At 43.9% G+C, this 18,799-nt stretch carries 13 protein-coding genes; 2 read left to right on the forward strand and 11 right to left on the reverse strand.

What is annotated here, in order from left to right; translation table 11 throughout:
* Positions 1 to 131: 131 nt before the first annotated feature.
* From CE058_RS05040 to CE058_RS05065, 6 genes are all read right to left on the reverse strand, one after another.
* Positions 132 to 1,844 carry a PucR family transcriptional regulator gene (locus CE058_RS05040; RefSeq protein WP_163140701.1) on the reverse strand — a complete coding sequence of 571 codons (1,713 nt, stop codon included), beginning with the start codon at positions 1,842 to 1,844 and terminating at the stop codon, positions 132 to 134.
* A gap of 181 nt (positions 1,845 to 2,025) precedes the next feature.
* Entirely contained in the window at positions 2,026 to 3,042 is a 1,017-nt protein-coding gene (gene eutB / locus CE058_RS05045; RefSeq protein WP_163140703.1) for a hydroxyectoine utilization dehydratase EutB, read from the reverse strand.
* A 506-nt stretch (positions 3,043 to 3,548) separates the two neighbouring features.
* A complete protein-coding gene (locus CE058_RS05050; RefSeq protein WP_163140705.1) occupies positions 3,549 to 5,120 on the reverse strand; it encodes a SagB family peptide dehydrogenase in 1,572 nt (523 codons plus the stop codon).
* A gap of 23 nt (positions 5,121 to 5,143) precedes the next feature.
* Positions 5,144 to 7,087: a TOMM precursor leader peptide-binding protein gene (locus tag CE058_RS05055; protein ID WP_163140707.1), complete on the reverse strand. Its 1,944-nt coding sequence runs from the start codon at positions 7,085 to 7,087 to the stop codon at positions 5,144 to 5,146.
* Positions 7,084 to 9,018 carry a putative thiazole-containing bacteriocin maturation protein gene (locus CE058_RS05060; RefSeq protein WP_163140709.1) on the reverse strand — a complete coding sequence of 645 codons (1,935 nt, stop codon included), beginning with the start codon at positions 9,016 to 9,018 and terminating at the stop codon, positions 7,084 to 7,086. The genes CE058_RS05055 and CE058_RS05060 overlap by 4 nt, the downstream gene beginning before the upstream one ends.
* A gap of 147 nt (positions 9,019 to 9,165) precedes the next feature.
* Positions 9,166 to 9,441 carry a heterocycloanthracin/sonorensin family bacteriocin gene (locus CE058_RS05065; RefSeq protein ID WP_309486290.1) on the reverse strand — a complete coding sequence of 92 codons (276 nt, stop codon included), beginning with the start codon at positions 9,439 to 9,441 and terminating at the stop codon, positions 9,166 to 9,168.
* Between the two features lie 293 nt (positions 9,442 to 9,734).
* Here CE058_RS05065 and CE058_RS05070 point away from each other — a divergent pair, with 293 nt between their 5' ends.
* Complete coding sequence (locus CE058_RS05070) at positions 9,735 to 11,159, forward strand: Na+/H+ antiporter NhaC family protein (protein ID WP_163140711.1); 1,425 nt, start codon at positions 9,735 to 9,737, stop codon at positions 11,157 to 11,159.
* A gap of 780 nt (positions 11,160 to 11,939) precedes the next feature.
* Here the strand turns inward: CE058_RS05070 and CE058_RS05075 are convergent.
* Both CE058_RS05075 and CE058_RS05080 read right to left on the reverse strand, forming a co-directional pair.
* On the reverse strand, positions 11,940 to 13,844 hold the full coding sequence (locus CE058_RS05075) for an endonuclease MutS2 (protein WP_163140713.1): 1,905 nt from the start codon (positions 13,842 to 13,844) through the stop codon (positions 11,940 to 11,942).
* A gap of 434 nt (positions 13,845 to 14,278) precedes the next feature.
* Positions 14,279 to 14,452: a hypothetical protein gene (locus CE058_RS05080; protein ID WP_250800688.1), complete on the reverse strand. Its 174-nt coding sequence runs from the start codon at positions 14,450 to 14,452 to the stop codon at positions 14,279 to 14,281.
* Between the two features lie 323 nt (positions 14,453 to 14,775).
* Here CE058_RS05080 and CE058_RS05085 point away from each other — a divergent pair, with 323 nt between their 5' ends.
* Positions 14,776 to 15,564: an HAD family hydrolase gene (locus tag CE058_RS05085; protein WP_163140717.1), complete on the forward strand. Its 789-nt coding sequence runs from the start codon at positions 14,776 to 14,778 to the stop codon at positions 15,562 to 15,564.
* A gap of 149 nt (positions 15,565 to 15,713) precedes the next feature.
* Here CE058_RS05085 and CE058_RS05090 read toward each other — a convergent pair whose 3' ends face one another.
* The 3 genes from CE058_RS05090 to CE058_RS05100 are packed head-to-tail and all read right to left on the reverse strand — an operon-like array spanning position 15,714 to position 18,633.
* Positions 15,714 to 16,400 carry a copper homeostasis protein CutC gene (locus tag CE058_RS05090; RefSeq protein ID WP_163140719.1) on the reverse strand — a complete coding sequence of 229 codons (687 nt, stop codon included), beginning with the start codon at positions 16,398 to 16,400 and terminating at the stop codon, positions 15,714 to 15,716.
* Between the two features lie 33 nt (positions 16,401 to 16,433).
* Positions 16,434 to 17,450 carry an asparaginase gene (locus CE058_RS05095; protein ID WP_163140721.1) on the reverse strand — a complete coding sequence of 339 codons (1,017 nt, stop codon included), beginning with the start codon at positions 17,448 to 17,450 and terminating at the stop codon, positions 16,434 to 16,436.
* A gap of 28 nt (positions 17,451 to 17,478) precedes the next feature.
* Positions 17,479 to 18,633, reverse strand: a complete 1,155-nt coding sequence (locus tag CE058_RS05100; RefSeq protein WP_163140723.1) for an ROK family transcriptional regulator — start codon at positions 18,631 to 18,633, stop codon at positions 17,479 to 17,481.
* Between the last annotated feature and the right edge of the window lie 166 nt (positions 18,634 to 18,799).

Genomic DNA, 18,799 nt, shown 5'->3' on the forward strand with positions numbered 1-18,799 from the left:
TTTTAAATTTTTAAAATATTTATAAGTAAATTTTCCTGCAAAAAGATTAATAGACAAGTTGGGTGATTGGTTGGAAGCAAAAAAAATGCGGAAAAAACCATAAAGGTTTTTTCCGCATTTTTTTAATATTATTAATGTTGACCTGCCATTACGGCATGTTCTCCTATTTTCCAAATCTTTATGCTCAGATCCAAAAGAAATAAATCATCCGGATCGATAAGGGACAAGCCAGTCAAGGATTCAATCTTCCTTAGCCGGTATAGCAGTGACTGCCGGTGGAGATTTAGCGATCTCGCTGTCTGACTTACATTCCCATGACATTGATTATAAGCGATGAAAGTTCCAATCAAATCCATGTGCCGCTGCTCATCATATTGTACAAGAGGCTCAATAGTTGACATAATGATATCTTCCATCTCTTTATTGCCAGCCAAATTTAACAGCACCCTGTCCACTCTAGTTTGCTCATACATCATCCGCTGCCCAAAACCCTTTTTCCGTCGGCCAATGCTTAAAGCAGCGCCAGCATGACGGAAGCTTTCTCCAAATCCTGAAATGCCTTCAAACGCATTGCCGATGCCCCACGATATGACAACTTCAGGAAGCAAATTTCCCAGGCGCCGTTCGACAAGATCAAGGAAATTTGTAGCGTTTTCATTTCCCTTAACCCCTGGTGTTTCCAGGAAAATGACAAGCTGTTCACCCTGATAGGTCATCAGTATGTCCTTTTTAAGAGACTGGGCGGCATAGTAGACTTCTTCTTCGATATATTGAATCATGCTTTCAAGCCAATGTTCGTAGGAATCGTAGTCCTGCTTGCGCTTTTGGAATAAATTTTTCATATTTTCCGGATACCCGACAATACACACATATGGGAGTTTAAGATTATATCCAAGCAATTTTGCCCTTGTATCGGCTTGTTCAAGTGATAGGAATTCGCCCTTAGAAAGCTCATGGACAAAATCGCTGCGAAGGCGCATTTTTGTCTCTTCAATGGCATTTCTCCTTGAAAGCCAAAGAGCAATCGTAGTTGCAGCGTGCTCTAACACGTTAACCCGAAAGAGAGTGAGAAAGGATTCGATTGATTCGGAACTGGGAACCAATACAAAAATATAGCCTTGTGGATTGTCGGCTACCTGGAGCACCGGAATTTGAAAAACAATCCGGTTTTCTATTTTAATCATTTGGAACTTCTGAAACATAGGATCTCCTTTTAATAGAGTGCTTTCCGCCCTTGATGGAAGAATTCCTTGCAGGACATATTTTTTCCACTCCTTTATAAAGGATTGTGTATGGATGCTTTTTTCATGAAGGGTGCCTGATCGGTCTGTAATGACGAGCGGATGCCCGATATGCTTTTCAACGAATTTTGAGATACCCCTCAGATCGGTGTCTTTTAGAATGAGATTAAGAAGTTCCTGCTGAACCTTTTCTGATTTTTGACGCTCTTTATATTCGATGTCATTAATCTCTTTCATTACCAATTCAATAATACTAGAAAAACGGATTTCCCATGGAAGTTCAATAATAATAAAATTATTCATTTCAGCCAGTTCTATGACCTCAGTCGGAATATCAAAAATGTATCTTCCCAAAGCAACCATCAGGGCCGAAGCGTCAGAGTCGATCACATCCTGAACAAACCTTTTGAAAGTTTCAGGATCCTGCCCGCAGCCTATCCCTGTCGTTAATACCGCTTCATTTTTTCGGACAAAGTTTTCCACTGGCATTTCTATGGCCGAAATCCATTGGATATGCCGTTTTTCAGCATATTCCTTTCCGGTAACAATCTTGGCATTATTGAGAATCTTGTATTTTAGGACATTTTTAACTGTTAATCTCATGTTGGCTCCCCTCTGAACACCTTAAGATTAAAATAATAGAAGACTTTTATTATAGGAAACCATATTCAGATAGGAACGTCTACTATAAATTTCCCACAATGCCAGCTTATATTTTATTAATATAATAAATTCAGTATTTTTCAATATATCCGGTAATAGCCATAGCCTTAATTTCAGCCACTTATTTACTCACACCATTACAGATGACATAATCCTGAATGATCCGATGTATGACAGAAAGATCCACATTATGTCCGCTGATGATTACAGCAACATCCCCCTCCTGCCGGGGAATCTTCCCCCCTAAAATCGCTGCAACTCCAGTAGCTGCTGCTCCCTCCATAATCATTCTGTGCTTATCCATCATAAAAGCCATGCTGTATGCAATCTCCTCTTCGGGAATCAGATAGGCGTTATCCATGTATTCCTGAACCATACGAAGTGTGTAGCAGTTATCCAGACCGATTCCGCCCAGCAAGCTGTCAGCCAGAGTCTCACTCTCTTCAAGCTCTACCGGTTTCCCTGCCTTTAAACTCTCATACATTACAGCAGATTTTTCCATACATACACCTGAAACCCTTATCCCTCTGTCATTTGATTTTACGGCGAGCCCAACCCCTGAAAGAAGCCCACCGCCTGAAAGAGGAACAATCACATCTGTTACATTCGGAAGATCCTCCAAAATTTCCAAACCAATCGTTCCCTGTCCTGAAATCACGTGAGGATCATCGAACGGCTGAATCACAGTCAGCCCTTCCGTCCTCTCCAGCTCATAACATCGCTCCCCGGCGGCATCCTGGCTGTCACCGTAGATTTCTATTTTAGTTCCCAGCCTTTTTAAAGAATCTACCTTAGCTTTTGGGACACGGTTGGATATGCAAACAACTGCCTCGATTCCAAACTTTTTCGCCACATAGGCAACAGCCATGCCATGGTTCCCTGTAGAATAGGTGGCAACTCCCCGTTCTCTCGCTTCAGGACTTAAACTCAAAATTTTATTCGCTGCCCCTCTGACTTTAAAGGCGCCGATTTCATGAACATTCTCCAGTTTCAAAAAAACCCTCCGTCCCAATTTCTCAGACAGGATAGCCGATTGAATCAATGGAGTCTTATCTACGAGGGAAGAAATTCGTTTCTTTGCTTCCCAAATATCGCGGATGGAAATATCTATTCTTTCCTTTACAGATCTTAAATGCATTATGTTACCCTCCAAAAAAAAGAATTCCCTTGCCCTAATAATAGTTGGATATTTCAGAAAATTCAATTGTCCAAAGTGCTAATAAAAGGGGAGATTTTTTCATACAACTTTTTTAAATACTTTTGATGGTATACTTATCAATTAAGCCTCACATGACATATAAAAGGTAAAAAACTCGCCCTAAAAGACGAGTTTTCTCTATTCTTTATTATTATGAGATGGATTTTTTAACCACCTTGAGTTATTTCTATCTAAAAATAAATTTCCTCCGTTATACAATATCACCTGTTTTTCAGTGGAAGAACAATCCAAGTAGCATTGAAATTGACAACTATTCGGCACAATTCTTATTAAAATATTATGTCAATTGCAATGACAAAAACGATAATAGAGCTAAGAGATTTAACAAACAAGGAAAATGACGTGTGCCAATTCACACGTCATTCTTTATGCTATTTATCATTAAGCGCCCGAAAACGTAAATTCAAACATATGCATCTCCTGATCTAGCTAATTAAATTCCCCCTCAGCCATGGACGTGCCCGGTAGAAGCCAATCGGGATTTGGATGAGGCTGGTTTTTCCCTGTGCTTCCATCCTGTAGATTTCATCACTCATCTTCGCATCAAACCCGAGGAGCGGATGTCCGCCCATTCCAAGCGCTGTCGCTGCAATAAGTAATCGCTGCATAAGCATCCCGGCTTCCATTTGCTGAATGCGATAGCCTCTATAGTTCAATTCTGTTTTATGGTAAGCTCTATCCCCTGCTATATGAAAGCAGAGAGGGACTTGAAACAGATTCACATTGCCTGCAGGCATTCCGGATTGAAGCGCAAGCCGATGGTCTCCGGGATTGATCTCCCTTAGTAAATGAGCATCGCTGTCATAATAATAGGCACCATCCGGAATCCCTTCGATATTATTCAAACACACATATAGAGTTACGCGTGACGCGCGCTTTTCAAGTGCCATGTCTAAATCGTTTCGATACAGGCAGGATTCAGTCGCCTCCTGAAGCAGGGCAGCAAGCTGCTCCTGGCTCACTTTTCCTAAAGTGAAATCGATGTCCGGTGAAAAACGCTCCCTGCAGACCGACGCCAAATCATACGCTATCCTGTTTACATGAAGAAGAGGCACAGGCCGGCCCTCACAGTGGGTCTCTTGAGAAATGATTTGACGAAACGAATTAGTGGATTCCTGCATGGACGCTTTATTAACGCTGGTTAACATCGGAAATTCTTTTACTTTGTTAGATCTGATCCAGTTATTAGTCTGAATCGGGGTTATATCCTCGCACAAATCGAAGGCAGAGGCCATTCCGTCCCTGCTGCTTCTGTTGGAAGCCCAGCTGGTTGTTTCCACAGAGAGCGGGATCACAGCATATACGCTCTCCTCCTCTTCAGACAGTCCAAGGAGATGGTTGAGGGCACGATCAAGAAATTGGAAGTAAACTCCCGCTGCAAAACCAAATCTCTTTGTAACCTCCAATAACTGACCAATCACTCCCCCTGCATCCAAGCCCTGCAGTCGATATGCGAAGTTATTGTATTTATAGTAATTTTTCCAGAACATGGTTGTCACGAACACAGTCCCAAAACAAGTTGACACATCACACCGATTGCCAAGAGCACGGGTTATATAGGAATCGAAATTACCCTCTCGCAGCAGAACCAGGCGGTGGTGCAGCACATCATAGTGGTAAATCCCCTCCGGCAAATCTTCCAATTTCAGAAACATGTATAGTTCGTTAGGATACAGCGCTCCGCCAGAAGGCACAGACCGCCGAAACGACTGCATAAAATCCCCTTGCTCATCCGAACCCATTGGAGAGACAGACTGGGAAAATTGATTCAGGCCGAATGTGTACCAGAGAAAATCCCCGATTCTCCTAAGATCAGGCTTTGCCGGTGCCTCCCATTCCTCAAGAGAAAGGGGAACCTCCAGTGACAGTGGGAAAACTGGCAAGCCCCGGTAAAGCTTATAGGCAAGCGGAGCATCTTCCCAATCCACTTCCCAATCAGGCGGGGTGATTTTATCAATATCAAAATGCAAATTATGCAGAAATGGATCTGGATTCATCTTTTTCACCTCCCAGCAAGGGCTTATGGAAATGGATGGGGATGTGGATTCAGCTGTTCAACTGTAAGCAGCTCCTTTGCATATCCGAGTTTCATGGGAACCTCCAGTACTCTCCTAAGCCCTGTTACACGTGTCAGGTGGTGACCAAATGTCATGGGCAGCATCCCCGGAATCAGTACTTTGACACAATGCAATCCGCTCCTCTGTATTTCCGGTGTCGTCTGATCCACCACTATCACATCAAGATTTTGCCTGTTCAAGGCTTTAAGAAGGTCCTGCAAATCATCTGTCAGGTCTGCATGTCTTCTTCCCCGCTTGAACTCCTCCGAAAACGTTCGGAGCGGACGGTTTTCATCCAGCAAAAACGCGAGCCTCTCCTCCGCTTCCGGCAAACCGTAAAGCATCCCATGGTCATCCATTTTGCCGACGAGGGAAGAATCCTGCAGCATTTGCCGTAATTTCGTCTTGTTCGCTTCAAAATCATCGTCCATTGTCCCCATCATTCCAGCTAACTCATGAACTGCGCTTTTTACCGCCCGGATCGGATCAGGATGGGCTCCGGCCGCACAAATGAGATTCAGCCCTTTTTTCTTCCTGTTCTTCGCCATCGCCCAAACACTTGGTATCCCGTGCTCCATTGTCGCGTTATACAGATGCAGATCATATCCCGCCACTATCCTCACCCGATCAATCATCAGCTGCAATTCCTCGTCATTAGCGGAATAAGGGTCAAGACGCGGAAGGGCCAGCTGTCCGTACCAGGCCATCAGGAATGAATCACGCTCCACCACCTCTAAAATACCGTAGAAAACCGCTTCTTCCAGGCTGCCGCCCAGTGCGCATCCGTTGGACGTTTCATAGACAAATCCATTCCCGCAGCCCAGGCTGTAATAAGCAAGCAGCTCAGGAACCAGAATCGGGCGCTCCTGCAAGAACGAATAACCCCATACCCAATTCATCGGGATATCAGGATTAAATTTATTAAAAGGAAAGTTCGGCTGTGTATACTGTTCTTCTGCATGCACACCTGCTTTTAGAGGATTAAGAGCCCGGTCTTCCAGGTTGCGGTAACTGTCATAGACTGCTGTCCTCTTTCCACGGGGCGATATGCCGCAGGAACGCTCAAGCCCCTCCAGAATGGCTGTCAGCTCGCTCACCTGATAAGAATGAGTGCGGCCTGCCACGCCTTCGTCCCCTCCAAACAATGGCAGGTTTACGACTACATCCGCAAAAGGCGGTGTGAAATCATACATTTTCCCATTCAATAAACCAGTCCGCTGATCCAGATAATTTCTGATGAGCGTTTGATTTAAATCCTCCAATGAACGGCAGCGGTAACTGTCTGCGCTAACTTTCAAGCTTGGGTTAAGGGTTATTCTTGCAGCTGCCTGTGAATCTTCAGGGAGGGAGCTGCACACAGGGCATAATGAATCCGGCAAAATGAGGTGGCGAGAGGTTTTCAATGTTTTCAGACTGACCAGATACATTCGTCCTTCCAGGTCCGCCAGGCTGCCCTCCAGGACCCTACGCACCTCTGATGCAAGCAGGTGTGACATCTGTAAAAGCCCTGTGCGTGATGCCCAGGCGTCACTTTCTAATCCGCTGTTCCCTTCGAATTTCTGCTGCAGTTTCCACATCTCTTCCCGGTCACGCCCTGCCAGGAGTTTCCGCGTGTCCGCACATTGTGAGCATCTCGGCTTGGACGGGTGGACGATTGGGCCGATCACACCCTCTCCAAATGATACAAACCCCCGCAGCCAGGGAATACCTGATAATCGGGATACCTCTTCCGCCTTTTTATGAACTGAAGGCATCCAGGTATCGTGCAGCACCAGAATCAACTTTGTCCCATCCGGCAGTTCAGGCTTAAAATTCAAATGTCGGACTACCTTATAATCGGCAGGCAGTTCTTTGCATACGCTGTCCGCCAGCAGTCCCTCTCCGACAACTACCACGACAGCACTCACTCAGATCCCTCCTCTCGTATGAACACCCCATACACCCCTGCCAGACTCTCTTTCAAAAATGGCTCGAATGAAAATTCACATACTAAGAGCTGCTTGTTGTTCTCTTCCAGAACCTGTCTGGCAGACTGTAATAGCTGGGATTGCTCCTTCTCATTACAAGGTTGAATGACCAGACGCTGAGGCTCCCTTTCCTCCAGAAGCACAGATGATGCCTCCACTGCAGTTGCTTTATGTCTCCCCTTTTGGTTTTGCGCCTGTGCAATTGCATGCTGCAGCGCTTTCCTCAGAGCTAATGTTCTATTTAAGCCAACACTGCCAAACCAGCGATCGTCCGTGCCGACCCAGACCACAGGGAATCCGGACACTCCTTCACCCTGGCAGATTTTTGGTGCTCCCTTCATCGTTGTCAACGCGTCTAAATAAAACCTGCACCGTTCATCTTCTACTGCATTCAAATGCAAAGGTGAAACTGTTCTCTGGTCTGCTTGACTTTTAGCCAGCAGCTTCTCTTCCAAACACCTATCCAGACCGCGTAATACCCCTTCTGCAAATGTTTCTCCTGCTCCCACACCAACAAATTCGCTATGTGCAGGCTGATCTGCTGCGAACTGTTTAGCCATCCGCGACACATACGCTTCAATCCCGGTCAAACCTGCTTCCCGGCGCGCCTCGTCATGCCTCAAATCTGAACAGATTATAGCTGGCAGGAGCTCGGCCGGCCCCTTTGACAGCGGGTCTGCTGCCTGCACTTCACATTGTGCCAGCGGAAGCTGCTTTAAATCCCCTTCCTCCCACTTATGAAAAATTCCAGACTCTTTGGAAGTCAATTGGCTGAAAAACAGAAACAAACTGTCAGACTTACTTTTCCCTAAACTCTGTCCGATCCTCTGATCAACATCTTGAATCCATTCCACAGCTGTATTTCCGGTCAGGTTTGGATGGGGCAAAAAGGAATGCCAATTTCCTTCAAGCGTCTCCAGATTAAGGAGGAAAAACTGATTTCTCTGTTCCGAACTGGTCAATCCAGTAATCTCTTTAAACAATTCAAACACGATCAAATTAGCGAGCATGGCTCCTGCCGTGGAGGAGGTGGTGTGCAATTGATTGTCTTTGCAAAACGCTGATCGATGTACGCGGTGCCATGCAGTCTCCCAGCATCCTTCTGATTCGGGATGCACGAGAGGACCTGCCATACCAGCCTGTTTGTAAATCATAGCAGGAAGAAATATCTTCTTCTCTTTCCGGCAAGCATCGTGTATAACCTGCAGTTCCTCTACATTCCCTGCTTCCGATATATATAGAATTGAATCATACGGCTGGATCAATTCCTCCCAGGAACAATCTTCCTCACTCTCTCGTGTTACCTCCTCTGCAGAAACTTCGGGGTCTGTTTGCCGGGCATGAGCGACAATCTCCTTCAGCCGCTTTGAGTTAGTCGATTCAGGGTCCGTAATGACCATATGAACCTTAGGCAATCCGGACTCAATCAGCGAAGAAACCAGCGAAACGAAAAAAGGGCCTGAACCTGCTGCCAGCACTTTTGCCTGCCGGTAGGCCTGGAAACGGTATGCACCCGAATCACCGAAGCTTTCCAAAAATTCGATCTGGGAGGAATACTTTTTAAGAACATGCGCTTCCAATTGATGTGGATGATCCCCGCTTACATCCCGCACAAAGCCGTTACGGTACAGCACCTCCGCAATTTCAAACACCCGATCTTTATGCGGGCCCGGCAAGCCTGCTGTCAATTCCCCCAGCGAATACTCACCATTAAACATCGGCATCAGCTTTTGAATCCACTGATCGATCATACTGCCTTCCATGCGGAAGGAGCTTACATTATTCCGAAAATACACACCTTTAGCCGGATCAGGGATAAAAAACGTGTCCCTTTTTACCTTCAGCCGCACAGAAGGGGTCAAATTTTTCATTTCGCTCCTCCTTACCTGTAAACTATGCCTTTTTATGAAACTTACTCTCTCTCATTTTATGTATTGGGATTTGTCTCATATGTCTGATCCCAGATGAAAAGCCCCTGCATAGCGAGGGGCTTCCCTTTTCTCATATCGATAAGCCTATTATCCGCCGCAACGGCCTCCGCAACGGCCTCCGCAGCGTCCGCCACAGCGGCCTCCGCATCTAAAACAGTTAGAGCATCGGAAACAATTAAAACAGTTAAAGCAATTAAAGCAGTTAAAGAAAAAGCAGCTAAAGCCAAAGCCAATACCAAAACCAGCGCATAACCGTGACTGATCACTATAGACCTGATTTTGATCCCATGGAACCGCCTCGTTCGCATGGAATTCACCGACATTCAGCATTTGCAGTTCGTTTTGGAAATCATTCATGTTCATACCTCCATATTTTTATTAAGACAGCAGCAACAATGGGCATAATGAAGAACATCCAAAATCAATTATGAAACTGTCAGTTCTTCGGATACTCTCTTCACAAAATATGTGTCCCGATGGGGGATTGTTACTGAATCAAACACCCATATTCAATGGGCTTATGTACAAAAGGGTTGTACCTTCTAATAGCCAGCAGTCCACAAAAAATGATGTATTTATGTATGAAGTCAGGGAATTTACCTCCATTCCCCGGCCATACTAAATAAGTGACGGCATTTTCATTGGAGGGCATAAACTTGAATAACACCTGGCTATCGCTCATACCATTTATAATCGTGATCGGCATGTCCATCTGGCTGAAGAATATTCTTCCAGGATTGGTGACGGGCATCCTTGTTGGCTCCATTATCGTTTCAGCAGACCTGCTTTCTGGCACGGAACAGTCGGTCGCTTATATAGTCACCACCTTGTCTGATGAAACGAATATTAAAATAGTCGGATTTTTATATCTGTTCGGCGGGCTTGTTGGGATGATGAATATTGCGGGCGGCATTAAGGGGTTTTCCGAATGGGCCGGCAGACGGATCCGCTCTGAACGCGGTCTTCTTGTGTTCATCTGGATCACGCTCCCGTTCACCTTCATGATGCCGATGTTTCGAATCATGATGATCGGGCCCATTATCAAATCATTGATTAAAAAAATGAATCTGTCCAAACAGAAAGTCGGCATGACTCTCGATATTTCAACCGAATCAGTGATTGTGCTGCTTCCGGTTGCGACAGCTTTTGTGGGCTTCATGGTATCCCTTGTTGAAGGAGGAATCAGCGGGCTGGATCTGAATATGTCCGCATATGAGATTTTTTTATTAAGTATTCTGTTTAATTTTTACGCAATCATTATGCTGCTGATCGGGATTTTGCAGACGTTTTGGCGTCGGAAAAAGACAGGAGAGCAAAAGGCTGAAACTCATACCGATTTGGAGGAAAAAGAGCATGAATTCCACCGGATGGGAATTAAGAAGGAATTATCGCTTGTAAAAGCCCAGCCATGGCATTTGATTTTCCCTGTAGTTTTATTACTTGCCTTTTCTCTGTTCCTCTTATGGCAGGATGGAATGTCGCAGGGTGCAGATACGGTATTCGAGGCCTTTTCCATGGCCGACGCTACATTTGTCATGCTGCTGGCTGTTTTTATCACCCTCGTCTTAACCTTTATTTTCTACATAATCAGACGGGAGAAAATGAACGAAATTCTTTATCATTTTTACGATGGAGGCAATCAGATGATGGAGGCTATCAGCCTGCTCATCCTGATTTGGGCGCTCACCCTAGCCGCGGAGGATCTTGGTTTCTCCGACTTTATCGGGAGCTCACTCGGAAGCTTTCTGCCAGCCTTTTTGACACCGGCGGCCATCTTTGTGCTAGGATCAGTGGTCGGCTACTTTATTGGAAGCTCCTGGGGAACGTGGGGATTATTCATGCCGCTCGGAATTACCCTCGCGGTTTCAACCGGCGCCTCCATTCCGCTTACCGTTGGAGCCGTGTTCGCAAGCGGGGCCTTCGGAGCGCTGACCTCACCGCTTGGAGATACGACCATTACCACAGCTTCGATCCTGGATATGGACCTCGTGGACTATGCACGATATAAATTGAAGGTTTCAGCCATTGGGGTTGTGATTGCTGCCGCACTATTTATTGCATCAGGGCTTCTGATTTCATAGACAGTCTGTTCCGGGCTCATTTGGAATCCGTGAGAATGAGTTTGATAGGGAGCAACTTTGAACACAAAAAGCTGGGAAAGCTGGTTCTAAGTCCGAAACTTCGGACTCAATAGGCTTGTAACCCTGATTCTAAGTGAGTCCGAACCCGAGCCAACTTCGGACACAAATGGCTGGAAATCCTGATTCTGAGTCCGAACACGAGCCAACTTCGGACACAAAAAGCTGGAATCCCTGATTCTAAGTCCGAACCTGGGCCATCTTCGGACACAAAACGCTGGAATCCCTGATTCTAAGTCCGAACCTAGGCCAACTTCGGACTCAAAAGGCTGGAAATCCTGATTCTAAGTCCGAACCCGGGCCTACTTCGGACACAAAACGCTGGTAACCCTGATTCTTAGTCCGAACCCGAGCCAACTTCGGACACCAAACGCTGGTAACCCTGATTCTTAGTCCGAACCTGGGCCAACTTCGGACTCAAAAGGCTGGAAATCCTGATTCTGAGTCCGAACCCGGGCCTACTTCGGACTCAAAACGCTGGTAACCCTGATTTTAAGTCCGAACCCTAGCCAACTTCGGACACAAAAGGCTGGTAACCCTTGTTCTAAGTCCGAACCCGGGCCATCTTCTGACACAAAAGGCTGGTAACCCTGATTCTCAGTCCGAACCCGGGCCATCTTCTGACACAAAAAGCTGGAAACCCTAGCTCATTGTCCGAACCCCCATGCTACCTCAGAGGCAAACAGCAAATAGGCGAACCCCCACGCGGAGGATCGCCTCATTTTATTCCTGCTTCCTATTCCTAATCTCCTTTTCAACCTTTCGCAGCGCCTTTTTCGACCCTCTCTCCATGTCATGCTGCAGCTTCCGTTCATGGTAACTGGTAAATAAGGTATTCCTGTCATACCCTTCCGGATATAGCTCGCTTGCTTTAATGTCCAATTCAATCCGCTTGCTGTTCACTTCCACTATTTCATTTTTATAGAACAGCTTAATGTTATTAAATTTATCTAATGGCTCATAAACAATAGCGTAATCATCCTGGCTGATCCATTTAACCCTGTCACCGATTTCATACGGATATTCCTCAATGTTCTGCTTCACTTCAACCATTGGCTTCTTTATTTTGTTCTCCCGTACTGCTTCCAGATTATAATCCTTGTTTTCAATATACTTTTGCGCGCGTTTCAGGACATGTTCGCGGATATTCATTTTTCTGGAAATCCAAAGCGCATTGCTCTCTCCTGATTCACCTATCAAAAGCTTATACATCGGCCTCAATTCGGCATTATCGAATAACATGGCAGCATTCATAAAATCATCATGCATTTCAGAATATCGTTTAATCTCACCATAGTGAGTAGTGGCAATCGTGATGCATCCCATATGATAAAACTCTTCCAGAATGGCAATGGCCAATGCAGCTCCTTCATTCGGCTCTGTTCCGCTGCCAATTTCATCGAATAAAAGCAGCGTATTATTAGTGGAAGCACTCAGGATTTCGGAAATATTTTTCATATGGGAAGAAAACGTGCTTAGCGCGTTCTCTATGCTCTGATTATCGCCTATATCTACAAAGACATTGTCAAATATGGCGATTTCACTTCCCGGCTTCGCCATAATATGAAATCCGGACATGACAGCCAGTGTAAGGATTCCGATTGTCTTTAAGACAACGGTTTTCCCGCCCGCATTGGGGCCTGTTATGACTAAGCTTCTATAATCCTTCCCGATTTCAAAATCCAGCGGGACAACGTTTCCTTCTAATAAAGGATGTTTACTGTTTACTAATTTGATATACCCATGATTATTAATCGCCGGTTCAATGCCGTCAGTACTTTTGCTGTACTTCGCTTTTGCGAAAATCATATCATACTGACTGATGCACTCAATATTGATGCGGATCTCATGTATGGCTTCGAGAATTGCGCCTGAAAGTGTGGCCAGTATTTGATATTCCTCCACCGATTCCTCCGATTTCAGCATGGCCAATTCCACATTAAGCTTTGAAACGGCATCAGGCTCCATAAAAACAGTCGACCCTTTTGAAGATGTTTCGATTACTGTCCCTGCTACCTGATTTTTAAAGGAAGCTTTAATGGGAATTGCAAAGCGGTCATCCTTCTTACTTATATAAAATTCTTGAATGTATTCCTTATGAGCACTGCTCCGCAAGAACTTATTCAATCGTTCTTCAATTTTCTCTTCGGTTTTGGCAATATGGTTTCTAATCCGTTTCAGCTCTTTGCTGGCACCTGAGTCAACCATATTTCCTTTGATTGCATATAAAATCTCTTCTTCGATATTTCTGAATTCCGTCATAGATAATGCATACGTGTAGAGAACTGGCGCAAAAAATTCTTTATCTGCCATAAACTTTTTGATTTTCCGGCAGCCTCTTAGAAAATCGGAAACAGCGTTTAATTCTGAAGGAGTTAAAATGATTCCTTTTTCCACTTTTTCAATAATGCCTGTGATATTGGAAATGCCGGTTAATGGCAGGTGCTTTTCGGCGTCCAGCAGCCTTCTCGCCTCGCTTGTTTCATTTAAGCGATTGCGGACGGCTTTTATATTTGAGCTCGGCTCCAGCTTATGAATTAGCGCTTTACCTAAACTGCTGACGCAATGCTGTTTCACTTTATTTTTCAATTCGTGGTATTGTAATTTATCAAAGGTCATTTCATTCATTCTCTCTGCCTCATTCCAAATAAAATAGCCCGCAAAAGCCTTTCCCCACCCCAATGTTAATTGGGCAGAAAGCTTCCGCGGGCGTCTCCTATTTCGAACAGGCATAAACAAACTAAACCCTAAAGGCAGGCTTAGTGTCTAAAACTACACGAAAATATAGAAATGGAAGCAGTCTGATAGCAGGTATTCAAACAAGTCATGTTTGAAAAAAGGCATTCTTAATAAACTGGCGATAACCAGAAAATTAGCACCTTATTCAACTAAACAATTAGTTGACACCTGCAATCGACATACTTCACCACACCTTTTAATAATATGAAATTAATGTAGCACGGAACTGCCAGTCCAGTCAATCTTCATTCTGAAAATTTGAATTAATGGCAAAAGAAAAGCACACCTAACTGCAGCAGGTGCACTTTCTTTTGATATAGTGTTTACTCAGTTTCTTCTTCAGTTCCATCTTCGCTGTCTTCTTCAGTGCCTTCTTCTGTTCCCGTATCTTCAGTTTCTTCTGTGTTCGTCTCGTCGGTGTCTTCCTCATTGCTGCAGCCTGTCGCCACACCTGTAATCATTAAAGCTGCCATCAAAGCTAAAACCCATTTTTTCATTTTCATTTCCTCCTTGGCTGCTATATTTGTTACAGTAGTAATCATAGAAGAATCCGAACGGAAATAGAAGGTAATAATCCATTATTTTACATACATTAACCTTCTTTTAAGAAAGTTCATGAAAATAAAACATAGCTTTTTCAAACACCGGGACTAAAAGCCCTTCACAAATTAATAGATTCGAATTCATGATCTAAGTTATCCTTAGTAATTGCAAAAGCTCTTCTGCTTCAAAAAAATCACGTAATCTATACACTGAGTTTACCTGACCTTAATATTCAGAGGATATGATTGGTTTATCAACGAATGAGGAGGCAAAATAAATGAATATGCGTGCAGTATTTATTGATATGGATGGTACACTCCTGAAGGCCTCAAATAACATTTCCCGCCGAAATATGGAAGCCATTTATCGGCTTATTGACCAGGGAGTAATGGTGTTTCTAGCCACTGGCCGGCATTATGAAGTAACCGCTCCCTACCATAAAGAAATTGGACTGCAAACTCCGATGATCTGTTTGAATGGTGCCGCTATTCATGAGGCAGAGACAGGAAGAGCTACACAAATAAAAACCGTACGATTGAATGAGGAACGCTTTCACCATCTGACCGCAGAAAGTCCATGTAATGTAATGATCCATACAGCAGCTGGGCTATATTGTAAGGAAACAAATGAAGAAATCGATTATTGGACTCAGGTTGGGCAAATTCCGCCGCAGTATATTGGTGATTTAAGACTGGCAACTTATCAGGATGTTCTTAAATATAGTGTTCGAACAGGTTCACCAAGTCCCGAATTATCCGCTTTGTTTAAAACGGAAGCAGTGGTCATCGATTGGAATGACGGGTTTGAGCTGGTTGCTCCTGATGTTTCCAAATGGGCTGCTATCAAAAGCTTACTTAACGAACTTGGGATCAGCCCAAATGAGGTTACAGCCATTGGAGACGGACCCAATGATATAGAAATGCTTCGTCACGCCGGTACTGGTGTAGCAATGGGGAACGCTGGCGACAAGGTTAAAGCCGCAGCTGATTTTGTTACGGGACACCACGAAAATGATGGATTAGCTGAGTATATAGAACGTTATCTTCTTAAATCTTATGCGATTTAAAGTAATTTAATAGTGACTTTTCGTAATAACAAAAAGACAGGTGTAATGAGTACCTGTCATTTTTTAATAGCAATATTTTTAGTATAGTAAGGGTTACAAGTAATACCATATTACTCAGCAGGTTGCATTCCGCTAAAGCCCATTTCACATTAGGCACCGATTATTTTTATTATCTTTCGCACTTTCTCAGGATCAATCTGGTGATCGTAGCTTGATTGGAAGCGGACTCCTGTACCAAAATGGACTTCAGAGACTGGCACCTCATCCAAAAATGCACGGATATTTTCAATTGAAAGTCCCGCGCCAGCCATGATCTTTAAATGACTATTTGCTGTAAGATCATGCAGGCTTTTTAGTCTTTCTGCTGCATCTGCAGCACTTCTCCGGCCTCCGGATGTAAGAATTCTCGAAATTTGCGGATACTGCTTTAGACTTTCCAAAGCTGAAAATTGATCATCAGCCTCATCAAATGCCCTGTGGAAAGTTATATCCAAACCACCTGCTGCATCGATTAACCGCTTTAAATGATCGTTATGTACTTGATGGTCAGGTGTAAGTACGCCAAACACTACACCTGCCGCTCCTGATTTATTGCACATTTTAATATCCTGAATCATAATTTCAATGTCTTCTTCCGAATAGCAAAACCCGCGGCTGTGCGGACGTATCATCACATTCACGGGAATCCTTAATTCCCTGCACACTCTTTCAATGACGCCACAGCCTGGTGTCAGCCCCCCCTCTGCGAGCCCGGTTACCAGTTCAATTCTGCCTGCGCCGGCTTCCTGGGCAATTAGCGCATCACTTAGTGTATCTGCGATCACTTCTATTAACATTTATGTATCTCCTTTAATAGTGCTGGAATTTACTTAATTTAATGGCAATTTCTCTGACTGGAAGATTTCCTTTATAGATCCCACTTCCATTCCAGCATTATTTCGAATAACGGAAGGTCTCAGGCTTCTCAGCTTATTTATGGTGTCATGATTGCTGTAGTGTATTTGTTCAAGAATAGATGCTACAATGTTTGGCCAGACATCCTCAGATCCATTTAACACTTTGAGGGCAAATCCAGCACGTTCTTTTTTAAGTCCGAAGCAATACACACCCTGGGCTCCGCCTTTAGCAACAATATTCTTGTCTTCCAATAAAATCGAACAGATAAAATGCTGTGAGGCAACCATATTGAACTGGTTATTCATAGTGGCGGTCATGTTAATGACTGCCTGCTGCAGCTGGAGATCTTGAATCAAATCGGGACAAGCCAGCTTAAGGTATACCTCGGACATCTTTTTTAAGGGTATGGCAAAAACAGGAGCTCCGCAGCCATCAATACCAATATGAATTGCAGAGACCGGGATGCCTGATAAATGAGAAAGAATTTCCAATATATGCTTTTGCAGAGGATGGTCTTCTTTCCAGTATCCCTCCACCGGAAATCCCCATTCACGGCATACGGTAATAAATCCCATATGTTTGCCTGCACAATTGTGATAAAGCTTTCTTTTCTGAACCCCTTGTCTGATCATCTCTTCTCTTGGCTGTATATTTAAAGGATAAGAAGGAGGGCAATAAAGCTCTTCTTCCTTTACAGGAAGTTTTGCCAGCATGGATTCCAGAGCCTTAATATGGTAGGGTTCTCCCCGATGGGAAGCTGTAAACAATGCTGCTTCCTGCTCTGTTAAACCGTATTTCTCAATTATGTCAGTCAGAAAGACCGGCAGGGCCTGGATTGGCTTAGATGCGGAGCGAAAGTATGTGTAATGCTCTTCATCACCAACCTGATAAAAAGATTCTAATTGATCATCCACTCCACAAATGATACCTGTATGAATATTCTCAACCAGTCCTCCCCTGACTTCCTCTACTAATGCAGTATATTTCACTTCAGTTCTCTCCTTAAAATTGGCTTAGCTACTCAAGTTCCAGCATAAGATTTTGGGCCTGTATGGCCGCCCCAAGAACAACTCCGTTATCACTTAATTCCGAATAGACGATTCTCACCGATTGCTTCAATGGCTCCCAAATATACAACTCGCATTTTTGCTCAATGGCATCCTTCATTTCAGGCAGTTTCTCAATCGTATTACCGCTCAAAATAATGACTTCAGGATTATAAAGGCAGAGGAGATTACTGATTGCCAAAGCAATATAAGTGGAGGCTCTATCCATAATATTTAATGCCCAGGGCTCACGGTCCCGGTAGGATTGGAAGACATCTTCTATAGAAGAAATATCCTTCACTTTCCTGCTGTCTGCAAGGATCGCTCCTTCAGAAATATAAGTGGCGAGACAGCCTATTTTGCCGCAATTGCAGACATTGCCTGTAGGGTCAATTACTGTATGCCCGATTTCCCCGGCATTATTGGTTTCCCCTCTGTAAATGTCTCCATTAAGCATGATTGAAGAACCAATTCCTGATCCAATGCCTATTAATATGGAATTCTGTGAATTCATTGCTTTCCCTGTAAAGCTCTCTGCGACAATCTTCATTTTTAATTCATTATCAACTATCACATTAAAAGAGGTAAGCTTTTGCAGATCTTCAGCCAAGTTTGCATCTTTCCACTTTAACTGATCCGATACCTTTACAATCCCGTTTTTATAATCAATATATCCAGGTAAACCGACAGCGAGTCCCACTATTTTAGCAGCCGGAATTTCGTTTTCATCCATGATCTTTTGAATGATCATATTTATTTTATGGAGCGTTTCCATATAACTCTCTGATTCATTTCTTTTACTCTTAAGCAATGAAACCATTTCTCCAATATAATTGACAATCCCAACCTTAAGAAGGGATTTATCAATTTCAATACCAACTGTATAAAGCACATCGCCGCGAACCTCCAGCAAGGTCGCTTTTCTCCCGACTCCAGACGCAACTGCCTCTGTTTCCCTCAGGTAGCCCTGCAGCTGAAGTTCATTGACAATTCGTGTTATAGAAGTCGGACTCATCCCCGTTATTTTCGCAATATCAATCCTTGATATAGGAGACTTAGTCTTTAAAATATCAAGAACAAGATTTTTATTTTGTCTTTTCATTAAAAGCTGATCTTGTTTCTCCATTATCCTACCTTCTTTATGACTGCAGATTTAGACTTCCAACTCTGAAGGTGCATTTAAAGAATCGTGTTGACTCTCGCCTTCATAGAAAAATCCAACAACATCCTTTAAACTTGATCACATTTCTGTGCAAGTCCGGTAAAGCTTCCAAAAGAGAAATGCCCATTCC

The organism is Bacillus sp. 22-7 (genome assembly GCF_010628845.1).
Lineage (GTDB): Bacteria > Bacillota > Bacilli > Bacillales > Cytobacillaceae > Cytobacillus > Cytobacillus firmus_B.